Source organism: Aeoliella fuhlenseeensis, from assembly GCF_052161615.1.
Classification (GTDB): domain Bacteria; phylum Planctomycetota; class Planctomycetia; order Pirellulales; family Lacipirellulaceae; genus Aeoliella.
Genome location: NZ_CP197417.1, coordinates 5,005,683 through 5,023,040, shown reverse-complemented (window position 1 = coordinate 5,023,040; position 17,358 = coordinate 5,005,683). Strand labels below are relative to the sequence as shown.

The following is a 17,358-nucleotide window of genomic DNA, read 5'->3' as shown; positions in this document are numbered from 1 at the left end:
CGAGGTCGTGGCCTCAGAGGGAATTATAGCTCCGCGCCGCATGGCGGACGAGCGGGGTCGTTTTTAGAGGCCTTGCCAATCGTCTTCGAAGGCCGCGTCGAATTGAATCGCAAACGAACGGGCGGCGATCAGGTCGGCGTCGTCGAGTTCACTGGCGTCCGAGAGGTCGATGTTCGACTCGTCGTCGGCTTGGAGGTCCAGCAGTAACTCGAGCGCGCTCGCAAGCGAGCCGGCGAACAGTTGCTCGACGGCTTGGTCGCTTGCAGAACTTGACGTGTTGGGTGCGAGGAGGCTGGGCGTGAGGGGGCTCGTGAGCACGCCGGTTTGTGTGGCATTGGGCGTGTCGCTGGCGACAGAAGGTGTCGCGGGGGTGTCCAGTTCGCTCGTAGTTGGCGGCGTACTGGCGATGACGCTGGGATTGGTGATCGCGCTGGGCGTCGCAATTGCGACAACCGCCGACGCACCGAGGTTGTCGCGCCAGATGGTGTAGTCGGCGAGGTTCACGACGCCATCGCCATTGCCATCGGCGGGGGAGTTGGTCGAGCCGAAGTCGCTCTTCCAGACGGCGTAGTCGAGCCCGTCGACGGTCGAGTCGCCGTTGTAGTCGCCGGCGAGCGCAACAGCTTCGTACGTTGCTTCGTTGAGCGCCGACCAGACACCGCCGCTGAGCACGCGGGCTTTGAGCGTGGTGCCGGGGGTGACGTTGACGGCGGAAGTGTAAACTTGCCCTACTGCCGCGCCGCCGAGTGCACGGGGGTCGCTGCCATCGAGCGTGTAGTAGATGGTGCCCCCCGAGCCCGAGATGGTAATCGGTAGCCCGGTAGCGGGTGCGCTGCCGCCGTGTTGGCTGAACGTGGGGGCGTTGACCGCCGGGTACAGACCGGCCGACTTCAACTGATTGATGAAGACGTTGGTGCGACCGCTCAGGAACGTGTTGATCACCGACTGGCCTTCCGCGGTCCACTGAGCTTTGGTGAGTGGCGTGCTGCGGTGCATATCGCCCCAGCGGGCGCTTTCGGCGACGATGGCTTGCTCCATCTCGGCGAGCGCGGCTTCGTAGCGGTCGATGGTGTTTTGGGTGGTCAGTACGCCATTGTTGAACAGCGCCTTGTGCGCGTGGTCGGCGAAAGCGAGGCGGAACTCGGGGTTGTTGCGCAGGTAGCTGTAGGCCTGGGCGGCCTCGACGTTGGCTTCGAGGCGGTTGGTGTTGACGTTCGAGCCGAACAGGTTCATGCCCGACTCGGCGTCCCAGCTGACGAACTTGAAGCCGGTGCTGTCGAGTCCACGCTCGCGGACCGCATACCAATTGCGGTGCGGCCAGTCGACGTTGCCGACGAAGAAGTTGACCATCAGGTAATCGATGTAGTTATCGATGTCGAGATAGTCTTCGTACGCGGGGTTGTCGGTGCCATCGGGGTTGTTGCCCTGAAGCTGCTGGTACGCGGCGGCACGCGCTGAGGCCGATCCGGAGCCGGCAGCCTGAGCGATGGCGACCATGGCGTTCCAGGCGTCGAGATCGCCGTCGGTGGGGCTGCCGTCGTTGATGGCGTCCCAGTTGTCTTTATCGCCACCGAAGTACATCGCGGCGAACGAGGCGTCGGGGCGTTCGACCGGATTGTAGACGCCCCAGTACACGCCGTTGATATAAAGATGGACGCGGTTGCCGTGGCTGGCGACCTGACCCATCTCGTGGAGCGTCCGGCTGGCGAAGTTGTCGCGTGCGTACTGCGGCTGCGTGCCGGCACCGTCCCAGGCGTAGCCATCGTTCGACTCCATGCGAAGCGTGATGGTGTCGAAACTGTCGACGGCGTCCGCGCCAAAGAAAGGGTATTCGAGCTTCGTCGCGCCGTACTCTTCTTTGAAGAGTAATCGCAGCGAATGCTTTTTACTGAGACTATCGCTTCGGAACGCGCCACCCTGGATGCGAATGCCGGCGTTGATCTGGAAGCCCTGGGTGCCGTCGGGGTTGATGAGCTCGACCGACGTGGCGCGTTCGTACGCGACGCCACCGTTGGTGCTGTTGGTGTAAATGCCGTTGGGGCCGAACATGTCGTCGATGTCCATGACCAGCGACAACGTGGGGATGGCGAGTAGGTCGTTCTTGATCGTGGCGGCGTACTGCCCGCCGAAGAGGTCGCCACCCAGAGAGTTGCCGGCGCTGTTGAAGTTGCCGATCACGTCGGGATCCATGCCGTAGTCGGGCGAGTACGGACCCCACATGGCGGGAAAGCCCTCGGCGAGCGTGGCCGAGTAGTTTTGTCGGACGATGTCGTTCAGGAAGATGTAGCTGCTGCTCACGGCACTGGAGTCGTAGTACCCATCGAGGTACGCCGCAGCGCTAACGACGGTGGTGCTGTCGATGGTGATCGCGTTAGTATAGAGCGTGCCAGTGGTGGGCGTCGGCGCGTCGCCGTTGGTGGTGTAGTAGATCTGCGCGCCGGGCGTGGCGCTGGTGACGGTGAGCTGGAACGACCCGGTGTAGAACCCGTGCGGCGCGCTGAACGTCGGCTGCTGAACGAAGCCAAAACGCCCCTCGCCATTGGGGGCACCGGGCGTGGGAGCCTCGAAGTAGTACTCGGTTAGCGGAGTGTCCGTGAGCGAAGCGGCGGTGAGCCGTGGACGCGACAGCAAATCGTCGCTGAAGTCGCCGTCGTTGAGCACCTGGATGGCGAGGACGTTCTGCCCCGGCACCAGCAGTTGGTGATAGGCGCTGAGATCGAAACGCTCGGGGGCGAACGCCAGCGAGTCGTCGCGCTCGCTAAGGGCATTGGATTGCCAGTTCGTCGAAGCGGGGGCATTGGACGAGGCGACTTTCGTACCGTTGAGGTAGGCGACGAAGCCATCGTTGTATTGCATGTCGAGCGACAACGCGCCGAGCTGCGCTGGATCGATGACGTTGAAGTCGATGCGCTGGTAGACGCTGCTGCGAGTAGCATCCCAGGCGGCCTGGAGGTCGACGTCGACCAGCGAATCCATGTTCAGCGCCTGCGAGCTCAACAGCTCGATCTCGGCCATCTGAAGGGCGACGGGTTGGTTGTTGCCGGTGACGCCGTACTCGGTTTGAAAGTCGAACTTATAGTAGGTGTAGCCCGTGGTGTTGACGAAATCGTACTGGCGGGTTTCGAAGCGGGTGGCAAAGTCTTGTGCGGTTCGGGTGTCGATGACGGTGAAGTTCGTACCGTCGTTCGAGCCACTGAGCGTCCAGCTGTAGGGATCGCGTTCGGTGGCGTCGTTGGCCGAGGTGATGGTGTAGCGGTCTACGGTGCGCGGAATGCCATCGGTGAACTGCATTTGGTAGAACGTGCCGAGCGGGGCGAAAGCGAGCCACTTGGTGTTGGTGAGGCTGTCGAGCGCGCGGGCAGGTTCTTCGCCGCTGGGGGAGTTCGACGACGAACCACCAACGAACGAGACGGCGAGCGTGCCATCGTTCTCGGGGTCGGTCAGGTCGTTGCCAACGAGCCCGCCCAGTTTGACCCCATTCGCAGGCCCGGCGACATGACCCGAGGACGAATCGAATCCGACACCCGGACCGGTGGTGCTATGCGACCACGCGGCGTCGTTAAAGGCAATCTGCGTCCAGGCGGGCGAGACTCCGGCGTCGTGCACGTCCGAAGTGGGCACCCACGCCGAGGTGATGCTCGTATCGCCGATAAGTTCAACCGTCGCCGGATTCACTCCGTAAGAAACGTCGGTCAATTGCTGGGGGAACGAGGGCGCGTAGGACCAGACGATGTTCTCCGACGGGTCGGTCAGGCCCAGGAACTCTCCCTCGGCACCGAGCGCGAAGTCGGCGTGCAAGTAGCCGAGTGGATCGATGTAGGTTTCGGTTGGCTGGCTCGACGCGAAGACGATCAAGTACTCGCCTGGAGACAGAATCGACTGCGGGACATTCGGGAACGTCCACTTGTCGAGGTTGTTCGCTCGATCGGTGAGGTGCCAGCCGGCGAGGTTGATCGTTTGGCTGGTGGGGTTGTAGATCTCGACCCAATCGCTGCTGTTGCCATCGCCATCGCGGAGAGAGCCATCGTTCGACGCAACGAACTCGGTGATGATCGGCGCGGCAGAAAACACCGTCCGTGATTCCAGCTTCTCAAACGAAAGAAACTGCTGCGTGCGCTTGGCGATGCGTGGCATTGCGGACAAACCGGAGTTGAAGAGCGTCGGATGCGATGCTCTGCCGTCCGCGCGGGCGGTTCTTCGCGAAAACGCCCGCGTCCGCCCACTTCGTCGCGCCCCAAAATGTGGGTATCCAGAGCCCACCCTTAATACCAGAGCGAGCGGCTTACGTTACGCGGTGGGGGCCGCAATCTGAAAAAGTGCGGAGAAAGCGCCCTCGAGGGGCTGGGATTCCCGCACCTCTACGGCATGGGATTGCCAAGCAACCAGCGGGGATTCGCCCGGACTGCGCGAGTGAGCTCGGCGAGCTGCTGCTCCAACGTGCCGGCGGACTGGTAGACGTGCGACGGGAATTTGCGGTCGACGTAGTACACTTCCTCGGGCATGTCGATCTCGGGTACCAGCGAGTGCAGATGCTGGAGCTGGGCGGTGAGGACCATGGCCAACTCGAGTACGTCGCCCGGTTCGACGTCGGACAGATGTTCTTTCGAAGGCTCGAGCGTCAGCATCTCGACTTCCATGGTCGAGGCAATCTGCCGCACTTGCTTCAGGCACCTCAGCAGACGGGCATAGACCTCGGCCGGGCTTTTATTCGGTTCGAACTCGGGAGGGGACGGCAGCGGCGTAGTGGTGTTGAACTGCTCGAGCAACTTGGCGGCGTAGAGCGTCGCGATCGTCACCTGACGATGCACCTCGCGCGATTCGACGGGGCGGTCGAGCATCCGGTTGAGCTGACGGTCGGCGGCGACGAGCGACGCGAACACGTCGGCGGTCGTACGGTCGTCCAGCACCGGAACTTCGTCGCTGCTCGGTTCGAGGCCGTACAGCTTCTTGATGATGCGTAGGTGCTCGATCGACTTGTTGATCACCGGGAGCGTATCGTCGAGCGCGGTAGCATCGCCTGGATCACGATTGGTGCTCGACTGCTGGCGGGTGTGTTCAAAGCCCACACGATCGGCGCTCGCGAGGAGTACCAAGGCCATCGTGTGAATCTCGCGCGGCGAGACATTATCGACGGCGATAGTCGATGGTTCGCACTTGGGATAGCCCATGTAGCGACGGAGTTCTTCGAGCTCACGCCGCGCCACCAGTACTCGCGCGTAGAGATCGCCCGAAGTAACCGGCTTGGCCAACGCAGAAACGCTACTCCCCATCACAGCGCAGAGCATCGCCGCGGTGACGAGGCACCTCGAACGACGTACGGCCACGGGCGGGTGAGGGGGTTCCATTTTCGACATGTACCAAGACGCAGGAACGGCCTCGGCTGGCCGCACCCCTAAAGGTACAACGCCCTCGGACGGGGGGCATCGAACGCACTGTGACTTCCCGTATTTTCTCGGTCGATAGGACCCACCCGACCGGTTTGATTGGATCCCAAGGCAGCGGAGATCGAGAAGAACTCGTGGTAATACCCCACGGGAAAGCTACGGAGCCATCGGTAGGACCTGCTCGGACCACGCGGCCATGTCGGCGGTGCCGGAGTAGCCTTCGACGTGAGTGGCGGGATCGCGAACGAGGCTCCCCACGACGACCACCGGCGTGCCAGCGGCAATGTCCAACGGTTGGGGTGTCAGCACCGCGAGAACCTGCCCTGTTGGTAGCGTCACTTGGTACTCGGCCACGGACCCTTGCTGGCGACCTTCGTCGAGCGTGCCGCTAAAGAAGATGCCACCATGGTCGCGCTTGGGCGAGGTGATCCAGTAGCCGGCGATCTTGGCGATGTTCTCTTGGTTAGTCGGCGTCGTGAACAGTTGGGGATACAACTCGCGGGCAGGCAACTTCCAGCTCACCTTGGCATCACCTTCGCCAAACGTGATCGCGTCGGCGAGCGCGGCGAGTGTTGCGTAACTGCTCCCCTTCTTTTGATCGAGCGGACCATCGGCGACCAAGTCGGGGGCGACCGCCTGGGCCGCCGCGGTGGCTTGCTGGACCTGCGCGGCCGTGTAGCTCGGAGCTCCTTCGATAACGATCTTCACCGGAGGTTGTGCCAGTGGCGCTGCTGCCGCGGGATCGTCCCACGCCACTGGTGCTGGCTCGGCTGGCTCCGGAGTGATATCCGACGGCACATCGTTAGGGACTTCCGTTTCGAAGTTGGCTTGGTCGACATCGCCCGTGTCGCCAAACGTGCCGGGCAAGGGGGCGATGTCGTCGTTCGCGGCTAGCGGATTGTCGATGGGTAGCGGCGCGTCGGCGCTCGATTGATACTCGACCGGCTTGACGATGTTGGGATAGAACTTCGCCAAATCGAGAGGGTCTTCGCTGCGTCCCACAAAATGGAAGATCCAAAGCAACGCCAAGTATCCACCCACGATGCCCGTGACGCCACCCATGACGACTCCGAACATCGTCCGCAGCATCGAAGGCGACTTGCGACGGCGTGTGGCAACGGTGCCGCGGGGTGCTTCGACTTGGGCGAAGCTCAGCTCCTCTTCGTGGTCCGCGTCGTCCCCCACGGTGACGGCCGCGAGTTCATGATCGCTGTCTTCCGCCACCAGCGGCTCGTCGTCGACAAACCCCATCGCCGCGCGAAGGCTCTTCGAGACTTCGACTCCCTCGTCGCTCGCCTGGTTGTCGTCCGCGGCGAAATCATCCTTTGCGTCGAACCTCGGCACGGGCATGTCGTGCATCGTAAGTTCGGTGAAATCGTCGACGGTCGATTTGGTGTGCTGCGCGGGTTCGACCTCGTTCAAGTAGTCGGCGAGATCGCGATCGAGGTCATGCTCGGGGGAGGAATTGTCTTCTTGCTTCGTACCGACTGCTGGATTCGTCGCGGCGAACAGTTCACCAAGCGTTGGTCGCAAGCGATCGGCAACCGGTGAAGGTTCTTGGACGGCTTCGGTTTGGTCGTCCTCGGTTTCGTCCTCGTAGCTCGCAACGTCCGCCGGTGGAGGCGAGGGCTCCGTCGTTTTTCGAGAGCTCGACTTGAACAGCTCGTCGAGACTCTGAAAATCCCCAAGGTCGATCGCGGGTTTGGGTTCGGGGGTGGCCAGCTCTGCGGCCTCTTCCTCTTCCGCGTCGTGGTCGTCACTCGGTGGCACCGCAATTGGTTTGACGGCCTTATCGAGGCCCAAGAACGCGGCGAGCGTCGGGTTGTCGATCGTCGCGGCAATGCGCGCGGCACCTTCGGAGAAGTCGCTCGAATGGCTATCGGTACGCTCGCTCTTGGCGACCTCCGTCGATTCGCGGACGAGCACGGCTTGCTTAACGAGCCGTGGCTTCGCATCGGCCAGTAGGAACATCTCCTCGCACGCTGGGCACTGCGCTCGCGCACCGGCCAGATCGACCTCGGCGACCTCGGCAGGGAGTTCAATTTCGCTGTAGCATGCGGGGCAACGGGCCAACTGGGCCATGACTGGGGGTATCTCCGTACTCGCCATTCCAAGGGGTCGACAACGCGCGCGGATTTTCCGCGCAACATCTCGCACCACAGGAGTGTACCATCCCCACGCGCGCGGCAAAACGACCGTTGGCCGATTTCGATGCCGTTAAAATCGGTAAAGTTCGCCGAACTTGCCCTTGAGGTGCGCTAGCAGGGCATCACTCGACAGGGGACGCCCCGTGATGCGCTCCACCAGTTGGGCGGCCGTATGTTGCTGCCCGTGCTGGTGGATATGGGTACGCAGCCACTGGAGAAGTGGTGCGAACTCGCCACGAGCGATTTGCCCGTCGAGATCGCCCAGGTCGGACTTGGCTTGCTCGAACAACTGGGCCGCGTACAGATTGCCCAGCGAATACGTCGGGAAGTACCCCACGAGCCCCGCGCTCCAGTGAACGTCCTGCATCACCCCCATCGCGTCGCTGGGTGGTGTCAGTCCGAGGTACTGCTGGTACTTGGCGTTCCACGCCTCGGGGAGGTCACAGATAGCGATCTCGTCGGCGATGATCGCCATTTCGAGTTCGAAGCGAATCAGGATGTGCAAGTTGTAAGTCGCTTCGTCGGCCTCGACACGAATGAGCGATGGCTTCGACTCGTTGATCGCAAAATAGAAGTCTTCGGGCGAGACCTTCGCGAACGGCGTGGGGAACGCCTGCTGAAGCTTCGGATAGAAGTGCTTCCAGAACGGGCGACCGAGGCCTACCAGAATTTCCCACATCCGCGACTGCGACTCGTGAATGCCGAGCGACACCGCCTCGCCGGTTGGCAAGCCAAACTCGTCGGCGGGTAGGCCCTGCTCGTAGAGTCCGTGACCAGCCTCATGGAGAATACTGAAGAACCCGGGGCGAATGTCCCGCGGGCTGTAACGCGTGGTCAGCCGAACGTCGTGCGGGCCGAGCGTCATGCAGAACGGATGGGCCGTCACGTCGATGCGGCCAGAGCGGAAGTCGTAACCGAGTTGCTCGGCCACTTTCTGGCCGAACTCCGCCTGGGCAGCAATCGGGAAATCGCCTTCGATGAGCTTGGTGTTCGGTTGGTGCGAACTTGCCCCGATGGCCGCAACGATCGGCACAAGCGCTTCGCCCAAGGACTTGAGCACCGGACCCACCTGCGACGCCGTGGCGTGGGGTTCGTAGTCGTCAAGCAGCGCATCGTAGCGGCACTCCTTGTAGCCCACCGCGTCGGCTTCTTCGCGCTTAAGCTTCATGATCTCGGCGAGGTAGGGAGCGAACTTCGCGAAGTCGTTCTCTTTGCGGGCCTCGATCCACACCTGCTGGCCAAGGCTGGCAGCGCGAGTGAGCGCGGCGACCAGTTCGGTGGAAAGCTTCGTGTCGCGATCGTAGCCACGGCGGAGTTCGCGGACGACGGACGAGCGCGGGTCGTCCGTGTTCTTGGCGATGGGACTGTCGGCGAGCGCGTTGAGCCATTCGCCAACGCGGGGGTCCGTGTGCCGCTCGTGGACCAGGCTGGCGATGAGCGATAGCTGTTCAGCACGGTATTCGCCCGCCGCGGGTGGCATGTAGGTTTGCTCTTCCCACCCAAGCACGTCGCCTGTCGATTTCAGGAGGGCCGTTTGCCGGCAGTGACTGGCGAGTTGATCGTAAACAGCTTGATGATCCATGATGCAATACAACGCGTTAGAAATGCCCAGGCGAGCCGGGCCCGTAAGGGCCGGGGTGATTTTGCAGGAGCACGCGGACCCTCAGAGCCGCGCGTACCAACGCCGTTGTAAGTCGCGCACCAGCAGGGTGCAAGCAGGGGCCACGGTGCCAGTGCGTTTACTGGACGCGTTCACCCATCGACGGGGCAGAGCCCGATAGGCGGTTATCGACGTCTACCGCTCGCGGGTCACGGAGGAAGTTCAGGTTGGGCTGTGGCAATTTCCACGTCGTGCAACCACTTGCCAGAAACAAGCAGGCGACAATCGACAACCGAACTAAGGGGCGTGCGAACATGGGACGGATTTCCTGAAAGGCGTGTGGCGCGGAGTGTGCCAAAATGCGAGGCACGCGTCCAGAGCAGTTGCAATTGCGGCTTGTGGCAGGGAAGATGCATGCGCTAGATGCTCCGTTCGTGGAGCCGTTCTATCACGGCCCTTACGGGCCCCGCTCGCCTTTAGTAGATGGATGCTTGCAATGCTGCTGGATGTACTTGTGATTGCCCCGCACCCGGACGATGCCGAACTTGGCATGGGTGGCGCGATCGTCAAACTGATTGGCGAAGGCAAAAAGGTCGGCGTACTCGACCTTACCAATGGCGAGCCCACGCCGCACGGTTCGGTGGAGATCCGCGCTCGCGAGACCGCGGCAGCGAGCAAGATTCTGGGACTCAAGTGGCGCGAGAACTTGGGGCTCCCCAATCGCAGTCTCGAGGCGACGCTTGAGAACCGCGCCAAGCTAGCGGCGGTGATTCGCCGCACGCGTCCGCGGTGGCTGTTCGCGCCCTACTGGGACGACGCCCACCCCGACCACACCGCGGCAACGAAGTTAGTGGACGACGCCCGTTTCTGGGCGAAGCTCACCAAAACCGACCTCGCCGGCGAGCCCCATCACCCCGAGCGAATCTACAACTACTACTGCATCCACTTGAAGGCCGCGCCTCAGCCCGCGTTTGTGCTCGACATCACCAAGGAGTGGGAAGCCAAGCTAGCAAGCGTCCAGGCGTACGAAAGTCAGTTCCTCACCGGCCGCGACGGCACGTTCTTCGACCGGATGCGGGACGAAGCCAGCTTCTGGGGCAAAACGATTGGCCGCCCGTACGGCGAGCCCTTCAACTGCCGCGAGCCGATTGGACTCGGGACGATGGAAGGGTTGGTGTAGGACGGCGTTTGCGAAAGGCTTGTCCGACGAGGCGTAGCTCGTCGGCTATGGAGTCCGGGATTGACTGCTGTTCGCTAAGTATTGCTTGCTAGCACCCGACCTTCCGATTAAAGCGACCTTGCTGGTTGTGCCGATGAACACCGCAGGGCCTTGGCGTGCGCGCCGGGGCTGCAGTGTTGCTAGCAGGGGGGTCTGCCGGCCACGAAGCGACTTGTCGATGCGACCACTCACGCGACTAGCCTCGCTGTTTCTACTAGCGGGTCTGACCACGGGATGCAGTATTCTCATCCCCGACGTGGCGACCATGCCGGTGGTGCATAACCCGTTCCCGCAGCTTAGCCGCGTGGCGGTAGCTCCGTTCTTCAATCTCAGCGACGAGCCGACGGTCAATGGCCGCGACTTCGCGCTGGCTTACTACGCCGAATTGCAGTCGGTACCCGGCTACGAAGTCGTCCCGCTTGGCGTGGTGGAAGAGGCCATGATTCGCGAGCGGATCAACCTGTCCGATCCCGCCGAGGCACGTCGACTGGCACAGGTGCTGGGCGTCGATGCGGTGGTAGTGGGTGCGGTGACCGACTACACGCCCTATTACCCACCCCGTTGTGGTTTGCGGGTAGAGTGGTACGCGGCGAACCCCGGCTTCCACAAGATACCGGCTGGCTATGGCTTGCCCTGGGGCACTCCGGACGAGGAGTACATTCCGCAAGACGTGGTGTTCGACGCCGAGATGGCGCTCGCCAAGGAGCAAATGGCGACGCAGACGCCGCGGTGCGACACGACCGACGAGCCGCCGGGACTGCCATCCATGAATGCTGCGCCCATGAAGGGTGCACCGTTGAAAGCAGCGCCGAAGCCGATGCAAACGGAATCGATCGACATGATGCCGACGGTGCCGCTGCCTCCGGTGAACCCGCTGCCGAACCCCGAGACCTTTGACTTCAGCAGCCAGCCGATCGACATGCCCCAGAGCGATCCCGATCTGCCGGCCGTGTCGGAAATGGAAGAAGCGGCCGATCCGCTGCTCACCGATAGCATTCGCAAGGATCCAGCACTCTCGGATGGCTTCGACGACGAGTACAACGTGTCGCAGGACATCCTCGACATGGTGAACGACAAGGACCTGGAAGACGACACCGACCTCGATGCACCGGACTCGTCGTGGCGTCCGCGCAAGCAAACGACGTACAAGGTGCCGAGCGACGCCGCGCAAGCAGCGAATGCGAGTGCTACAGCCGGTACGCCGTGCGCAACCGATCCTGCTTCGCAAAATAATTTTGCGATGAGTTTGCCCCCGAACTGGCCCGATCCTCGCGGCTTTATCCCTCCTGGACCAAGCCCGGTGCCACCACCCTGCATTGAGAACAAAGGTCCGGTAATGTCGCATACTCGGATTTTTCTAGGCAACGACCCCGACTTCACGACGGCTCTTGCGGCCTATGTCGATTTTCGGGACGACAATCGGTGGGGCGGGTGGCGAGGTTACCTCGAACGAAGCGACGACTTCATTCGCTTTTGTTGCCACTTGCACATCACGGAGATGCTCGCGGCGCGTGGTGGTTCGGACGAAACCCGAGTGGTGCGACATTGGTCAAATAACCGATAGGGTACTTTGAGAGCGTTTAGGCAAACCTTGCAGACCAGGTCACGGATACGACCCCCGCAAGCAATGCCAGTTGAGCGGCGGTGCGTGATTGCATCGCTTGCTCCGCTCGCGACCCCCGCCCCCATCCCCGCACACCCCGCCCGCACGGAGGCCCCGGCTGTGAACGACGACATCAATGTGCTTGCGCTAGTCAAAGGCAAGGAACGCTACATCTTTCTGTACGACGATTCGCAGAAGGCGGAAGCCCTGCGAATGCTGGGACGGCACGCCGCCAATCCCGAGCTGAGCTTTAGCTGGTACGACGCCGCGGTGCTGGGCAAGAAGATTCGCCACGAAGGATCTTCGCGCAGTAACGCCCGATTCACGGTTCCCCAATCGAGCGATATCGACGAGTAAGCTCAAAGGGGGAAGTCGGAAGGCGGAACGGGGCGTCGCCGACTACAGTCCCCATTCCCCCTTTCACCTTCCCCCTTTGAAGCATGCATCGCGAGATCGCTCAATTCCTTCGGCACCTGGATGCGGAACGCAACTCAAGCCCGCACACGCTGAAGGCTTATCGCGAAGATCTCATCTCACTGGCCGAGTACTTGGCGGACGACACGGGCGCTGCGCCGGAGCCCACGTCGATCACCACCGTCGAGCTCCGCGGCTACGTGGCGGCGCTGGCCGAAGCGGGCTTCGCAAAATCATCGATCGCCAGGCGGTTGGCATCGGTGCGAAGTTTTTATCGCTTCGGCCAGCGCGAAGGCTGGGCCAAGTCGAACCCCGCCGCTCCGCTTCGCAATCCGCGTAAGAGCCGCAAGCTACCGCACTTCCTGACGACCGACGAAATCGGCCGACTGCTCGCCGCACCGCCGAAGCGCGGGCAGCAAGGCACCCGCGATCGCGCGATCCTCGAAACGCTCTACTCTGCCGGCTTGCGTGTAAGCGAACTGGTCGGCATGAACGATGGCGACCTCGATCTAGCGCAGGGCATCGTCCATGTCCGTGGAAAAGGTCGTAAAGAGCGTCTCGCGCCGATTGGTAGTTACGCGAAGGCGGCGCTCGAAGCGTGGCTCGCGATACGCACGCTGTCGCCCAAAGAAGAGTCCGGCCGCGCGGCTCCGGTCTTCACCAATCGCTTTGGAACTCGGCTCACCACGCGTAGTGTTGGTCGGATGCTGGAGAAGTATATCACGGCCGCTTCGCTCGACGGCCGCACTTCTCCGCACACCCTGCGGCATAGCTTCGCGACGCACCTCTTGGATCGCGGCGCGGACATTCGCAGCGTCCAGGAACTGCTGGGCCACAAGAGCCTGGTCACCACGCAAATCTACACGCACGTGTCGACCAGCACGCTGCGAGCAGCGTATGAGCGGGCACACCCGCGGGCGGGGTGATCCCAGAGCCATTGGTCATTCTTTCAGTCCCCATAGCCGACGAGCTACGCCTCGTCTGATCTGCCATGGAGAAGTGTGGGGACAAGCAGGTCGTCAATCGTCTCGCGGTTCTTTCTTGCAATTCTTCGCCATTATTTTTAGAATACGTGGCGACTCTATTCGGAACAACCGACCCTCTCGTGGTCGCGGCTACTTGCTTGTGAACAACTCATGATGACGCTTTGCTCTCAGCGTTTTGGCATCTCGCGCGCCGTTGCGACGGTCTTGTGCGCATGGCTATCCGTAGACGCGTTTGCCCAGCCGCCAGGCGTCCCCGCTTTGCCGAGCTCGCTGCGCGATTACTTCGGGTACGCGGTGACCGACTTGCCCGACCACTTTGCGAACGGCCCCGTGGCCGCGACGGACAACACGCCGGTGGACAATCCGATCACCAATGCGGGGGCGACACTCGGTCGGGTGCTGTTCTACGACGCGAGGTTGTCGCACGACAATGGCACCAGTTGTTCGTCGTGCCATCAGCAGGCGACGGGGTTCGATGACCCCAAGCAGTTGAGCGAGGGATTTGAAGGAGGGCTCACCGGGCGCCATTCTACGCCGCTAGCGAACGCCGCCTACTACACACGGGGTCGTTTCTTCTGGGACGAGCGAGCGGCGACGCTCGAAGACCAAGTGCTGATGCCAATTCAGGATGCGGTGGAGATGGGCTCGACGCTTCCGGAGCTTCGCGCGGAACTTGCCTCGACCGACTATTATCCGAAGTTATTCCAGCAAGCGTTCGGCACGCCGGAGATTACCGACGAGCGCATCGCCAAGGCGCTGGGGCAGTTCGTCCGCTCCATGAAGTCCTATTCTTCGAAATACGACCAAGCGGTGGAAGCAGGTACGCCGGAGAATCCCAATTTCGAGGCCGTGTTCACAGAGCTAGAACAGCAAGGTGCTGACTTATTCTTGCACGGTGAGGGACGCTGCAGCGAATGCCACACCACGCACGCGCAGGTGGGTGATCAACCGCGCAACGTGGGACTCGACGCCACGAATGACGAGGACGCGGGGGCTGGCTCGGGGCGGTTCAAAACAATGTCGCTGCGGAACGTGGGTGTCCGCGAACACTTCATGCACGATGGTCGGTTTAGTTCGCTCGAAGAAGTCATCGAGTTCTACAACAGCGGCGTGCAGAACAATCCCACGCTGGACAATCGCATGAAGATGAACGGCCAGCCGATGCGGCTTAATTACACGCCCGAAGGGGGCGAAGTCGAGGCGCTCGTGGCGTTTCTCAACACGCTGACCGACGAATCTTTTCTGACGAACGATCTGTTTAGTAACCCGTTCGTGCAGTTGCCGGGCGACTACGATGGCAATGGCGTCGTGGACGCTGGCGACTACACCGTGTGGAAACAGGAATTTGGTCTCGCCTCGTCGTGGGCGGATGGTAATCTCGACGGCACGGTGGATCTCGCCGACTACACCATCTGGCGGGACAACCTGGGAGCGAGCTGGGAAGACCTGGCGTTTGGCGCGAGCACGAATACGGCGTCGGTTCCCGAGCCGGGGAGCGTGCTGCTCGCCGCCACGGGTGTTCTAATTGGACTTCACTGTTTCCGTCGCCGACGTGCTGTTTGAGTTCTCCAATTGCGCGACTCGCCGGCGGAGTTCTTCAGTGAGTTCGCGGATGGCTTGCTCGTCGTCCCAGTGAGATTCAACGAAGTTGCTAGGGACGAGAGGTTCCCCGAAGCGAACTTCGACCTGGCTTAGCTTGCGTGGCAACGAACTCGAAGGGGGCCAAGCTTCGAACGCTCCGGCGATGAACACCGGAACCGCGGGTACGTCGAGCTGGTGCATCAGCATGCCGATGCCAGGCTTAAAGTCTTGAAGTTCTCCGGTGGTGGTGCGAGTACCTTCAGGGAACCAGCCAAGCACGTTCTCTTGCTTGAGGATTGCCGAGCCGACGGCAAGCGCGGACAGATCGCGACTTAGTGGCACGGTGCCGGCCAAGCGGTTGGCGAAGCGACGAAAGGGGCTTCTCAACACTGCCCCACGCCGGCCGGCCCAACGAATGCGATAGGCGAGGCGTTGGTCGATGACCGACAGGATCGCCGCCGCGTCGAGCGAACTGGTGTGGTTAGGGCACAGGACGAACGTTCCGCTTGGCAAGTTATCAAGGCCCACGGCCCGCGAACCAAAACCGAGTCGCATGATGGCCACGGCAACCCAGTACGCCATACTACGCCCCACCCGCTCCACAACGCCGAGCGGCGCGAGCCAACGACGCTGCGTGGTGTCCAGGTGCTTGTGCGGATTGGCGATCAGATCGCGGTGGTCGAACTTGCGAGGCATAGGGCAGGGTGAGGCGGCGAAGGTCGTGCTAGTAGCAGTGGTAGTAGACAGTAAGTGCAACTTCAATGCCGTCGAGTCAGAGAAATTTTCCGGGTGACTTGCCTCTTCGCGGTGCCTGTCACGCCCGCTCACCGTTCTTTACCGTCAGACCGGTTGTAACGACCTTACCCATTGCGCGTTCGCAAATGCGGAGCGTCACGTCGTTTTGTTGACCGTTGGCAACATGTGACCTAGATACTTGTGGTGCTTCGCAACACGCGATGTTGCGTTGGGCCTCGGTGTTTCCATTCGCTGCCAACCTCGATTCGCGACGCTCTGTCATGTCCAGCGCCAAGCTCCTACTTGTTGACGACGACTACCAAGTGCTCGAGGCGATGGCCGACTGGTTGCGCGAGCAGGGGTACGAACTCGACACCGCCCGCAATTGCCGCGAGGCGTTCTCGGCGTGCGAGCGAAACAGCTACGACCTGGCGCTCGTTGATGTCCGGCTGGGCAATGACGATGGTTTTGATTTCCTCAAGGAATCGCTGCGTCGTTGGCCTGCCACGCAGGTGTTGATGATGACCGGCTACGGCACCGGAGATATGGCGGTCGAGGCAATTCGCGCCGGGGCGTTCGACTTCCTCACCAAACCACTGATTGACGAAGAACTTCTGATGGCCCTCGAACGGGCCATGACGCAGCGTAAGGTGCTGAGCGAGAACTCGCAGCTCAAGGCCGAGCTCGACAAGCACTATGGCATGGGCAACATCGTGGGTCACGACCCGCGGATGCTGCGCGTGTACGAGATGATCGAAAGCGTCGCCGACACTCGCGCCACGGTTCTGGTTACCGGCGAGAGCGGCACCGGTAAGAGCATGATTGCTCGTGCGATTCACCGCCGCAGCGGCCGCGCAAAGGGCCCGTTTGTCGAAGTCGCATGCGGAGCGCTACCCGAGAACCTGCTCGAAAGCGAACTGTTTGGCCACGTAGCCGGTGCGTTCACTGGCGCTACGGGCGACAAGACCGGCAAGTTCCTACAAGCCGATGGCGGGACGATCTTCCTCGACGAAATTGGCACCGCTAGCCCCGCGATGCAGGTCAAGTTGCTGCGAGTGCTGCAAGAACTCGCGTTCGAAGCCGTCGGTGGGTCGAAGACGCACAAGGTGGATGTCCGCGTGATCTTGGCCACCAACGAGGATCTAGCCAAGAACGTCGCCGCGGGCTCTTTCCGCCAAGACCTTTACTACCGCATCAACGTCATCAACATCGAACTGCCCGCTCTACGCGAGCGTTCGAGCGACGTGCCGATGCTGGCCGAACGTTTTCTGCAAGAGACGCTGGAAGACGTGAGCCGCGATGTGCGTGGATTCAGCGACGACGCGATGGCTTGCCTGCGTGGTTACGCGTGGCCCGGCAACGTGCGTGAGCTGCAAAACGTAGTCGAGCGGGCCGTGCTTTTGGGCAAGGGCGAATTGATCGAAGTGGCCGACCTGCCCATGGAGCTTCGCACCAGTTCGCATTCGCGTGGCTCGGCGACGTTCGCGATCGGGCAAAGCCTGAAAGAAGCCCTCGAAGGACCGGAGCGGCAGATCATCTTGCAAGTGCTGGAGTCGAACGGCTGGAATCGCAACGCGACTGCCGACACCCTGGGCATCAATCGCACAACGCTCTACAAGAAGATGAAGCGTCTGGGTCTCGAAGACGGCGCCGTGACTTACTAGTACCGCTTAGCCGACGACCTACGTG

Annotated in this window: 12 protein-coding genes; 6 read left to right on the top strand and 6 right to left on the bottom strand. The window is 61.8% G+C overall.

The features are described 5' to 3' along the window. Window positions 1-63: 63 nt before the first annotated feature. The 5 genes from SH292x_RS19640 to SH292x_RS19620 form a co-directional block, all read right to left on the bottom strand. Window positions 64-4,134, bottom strand: coding sequence for a CotH kinase family protein (locus tag SH292x_RS19640; protein ID WP_442482725.1), 4,071 nt, complete (start codon window positions 4,132-4,134; stop codon window positions 64-66). 224 nt (window positions 4,135-4,358) lie between these two features. Continuing rightward, the gene (locus SH292x_RS19635) at window positions 4,359-5,345 is read right to left on the bottom strand and encodes a hypothetical protein (RefSeq protein WP_442482724.1); all 987 of its coding nucleotides are present in this window, start codon (window positions 5,343-5,345) and stop codon (window positions 4,359-4,361) included. Window positions 5,346-5,540: 195 nt separating this feature from the next. Continuing rightward, window positions 5,541-7,466, bottom strand: a complete 1,926-nt coding sequence (locus SH292x_RS19630; protein ID WP_442482723.1) for a hypothetical protein — start codon at window positions 7,464-7,466, stop codon at window positions 5,541-5,543. Between the two features lie 135 nt (window positions 7,467-7,601). Then, window positions 7,602-9,113, bottom strand: a complete 1,512-nt coding sequence (locus SH292x_RS19625) for a carboxypeptidase M32 (protein ID WP_442482722.1) — start codon at window positions 9,111-9,113, stop codon at window positions 7,602-7,604. A gap of 157 nt (window positions 9,114-9,270) precedes the next feature. Continuing rightward, complete coding sequence (locus SH292x_RS19620; protein ID WP_442482721.1) at window positions 9,271-9,447, bottom strand: hypothetical protein; 177 nt, start codon at window positions 9,445-9,447, stop codon at window positions 9,271-9,273. Window positions 9,448-9,627: 180 nt separating this feature from the next. On the opposite strand from SH292x_RS19620, the gene bshB1 reads away from it, so the two are divergent. The 5 genes from bshB1 to SH292x_RS19595 all read left to right on the top strand — a co-directional run bounded on the left by bshB1 (window position 9,628) and on the right by SH292x_RS19595 (window position 14,916). Continuing rightward, window positions 9,628-10,311, top strand: coding sequence for a bacillithiol biosynthesis deacetylase BshB1 (gene bshB1, locus SH292x_RS19615; protein ID WP_442482720.1), 684 nt, complete (start codon window positions 9,628-9,630; stop codon window positions 10,309-10,311). Window positions 10,312-10,528: 217 nt separating this feature from the next. Further along, window positions 10,529-11,914, top strand: a complete 1,386-nt coding sequence (locus SH292x_RS19610) for a hypothetical protein (protein WP_442482719.1) — start codon at window positions 10,529-10,531, stop codon at window positions 11,912-11,914. An 84-nt stretch (window positions 11,915-11,998) separates the two neighbouring features. Further along, the gene (locus SH292x_RS19605; protein ID WP_442482718.1) at window positions 11,999-12,310 is read left to right on the top strand and encodes a hypothetical protein; all 312 of its coding nucleotides are present in this window, start codon (window positions 11,999-12,001) and stop codon (window positions 12,308-12,310) included. Window positions 12,311-12,393: 83 nt separating this feature from the next. Continuing rightward, on the top strand, window positions 12,394-13,293 hold the full coding sequence (gene xerC / locus SH292x_RS19600; RefSeq protein WP_442482717.1) for a tyrosine recombinase XerC: 900 nt from the start codon (window positions 12,394-12,396) through the stop codon (window positions 13,291-13,293). A gap of 210 nt (window positions 13,294-13,503) precedes the next feature. Then, entirely contained in the window at window positions 13,504-14,916 is a 1,413-nt protein-coding gene (locus tag SH292x_RS19595) for a cytochrome c peroxidase (RefSeq protein ID WP_442482716.1), read from the top strand. Here the strand turns inward: SH292x_RS19595 and SH292x_RS19590 are convergent. Beyond that, on the bottom strand, window positions 14,875-15,630 hold the full coding sequence (locus SH292x_RS19590) for a lysophospholipid acyltransferase family protein (protein ID WP_442482715.1): 756 nt from the start codon (window positions 15,628-15,630) through the stop codon (window positions 14,875-14,877). The genes SH292x_RS19595 and SH292x_RS19590 overlap by 42 nt on opposite strands. Before the next feature lie 320 nt (window positions 15,631-15,950). On the opposite strand from SH292x_RS19590, the gene SH292x_RS19585 reads away from it, so the two are divergent. Beyond that, on the top strand, window positions 15,951-17,333 hold the full coding sequence (locus tag SH292x_RS19585) for a sigma-54-dependent transcriptional regulator (RefSeq protein ID WP_442482714.1): 1,383 nt from the start codon (window positions 15,951-15,953) through the stop codon (window positions 17,331-17,333). Window positions 17,334-17,358: the final 25 nt, after the last annotated feature.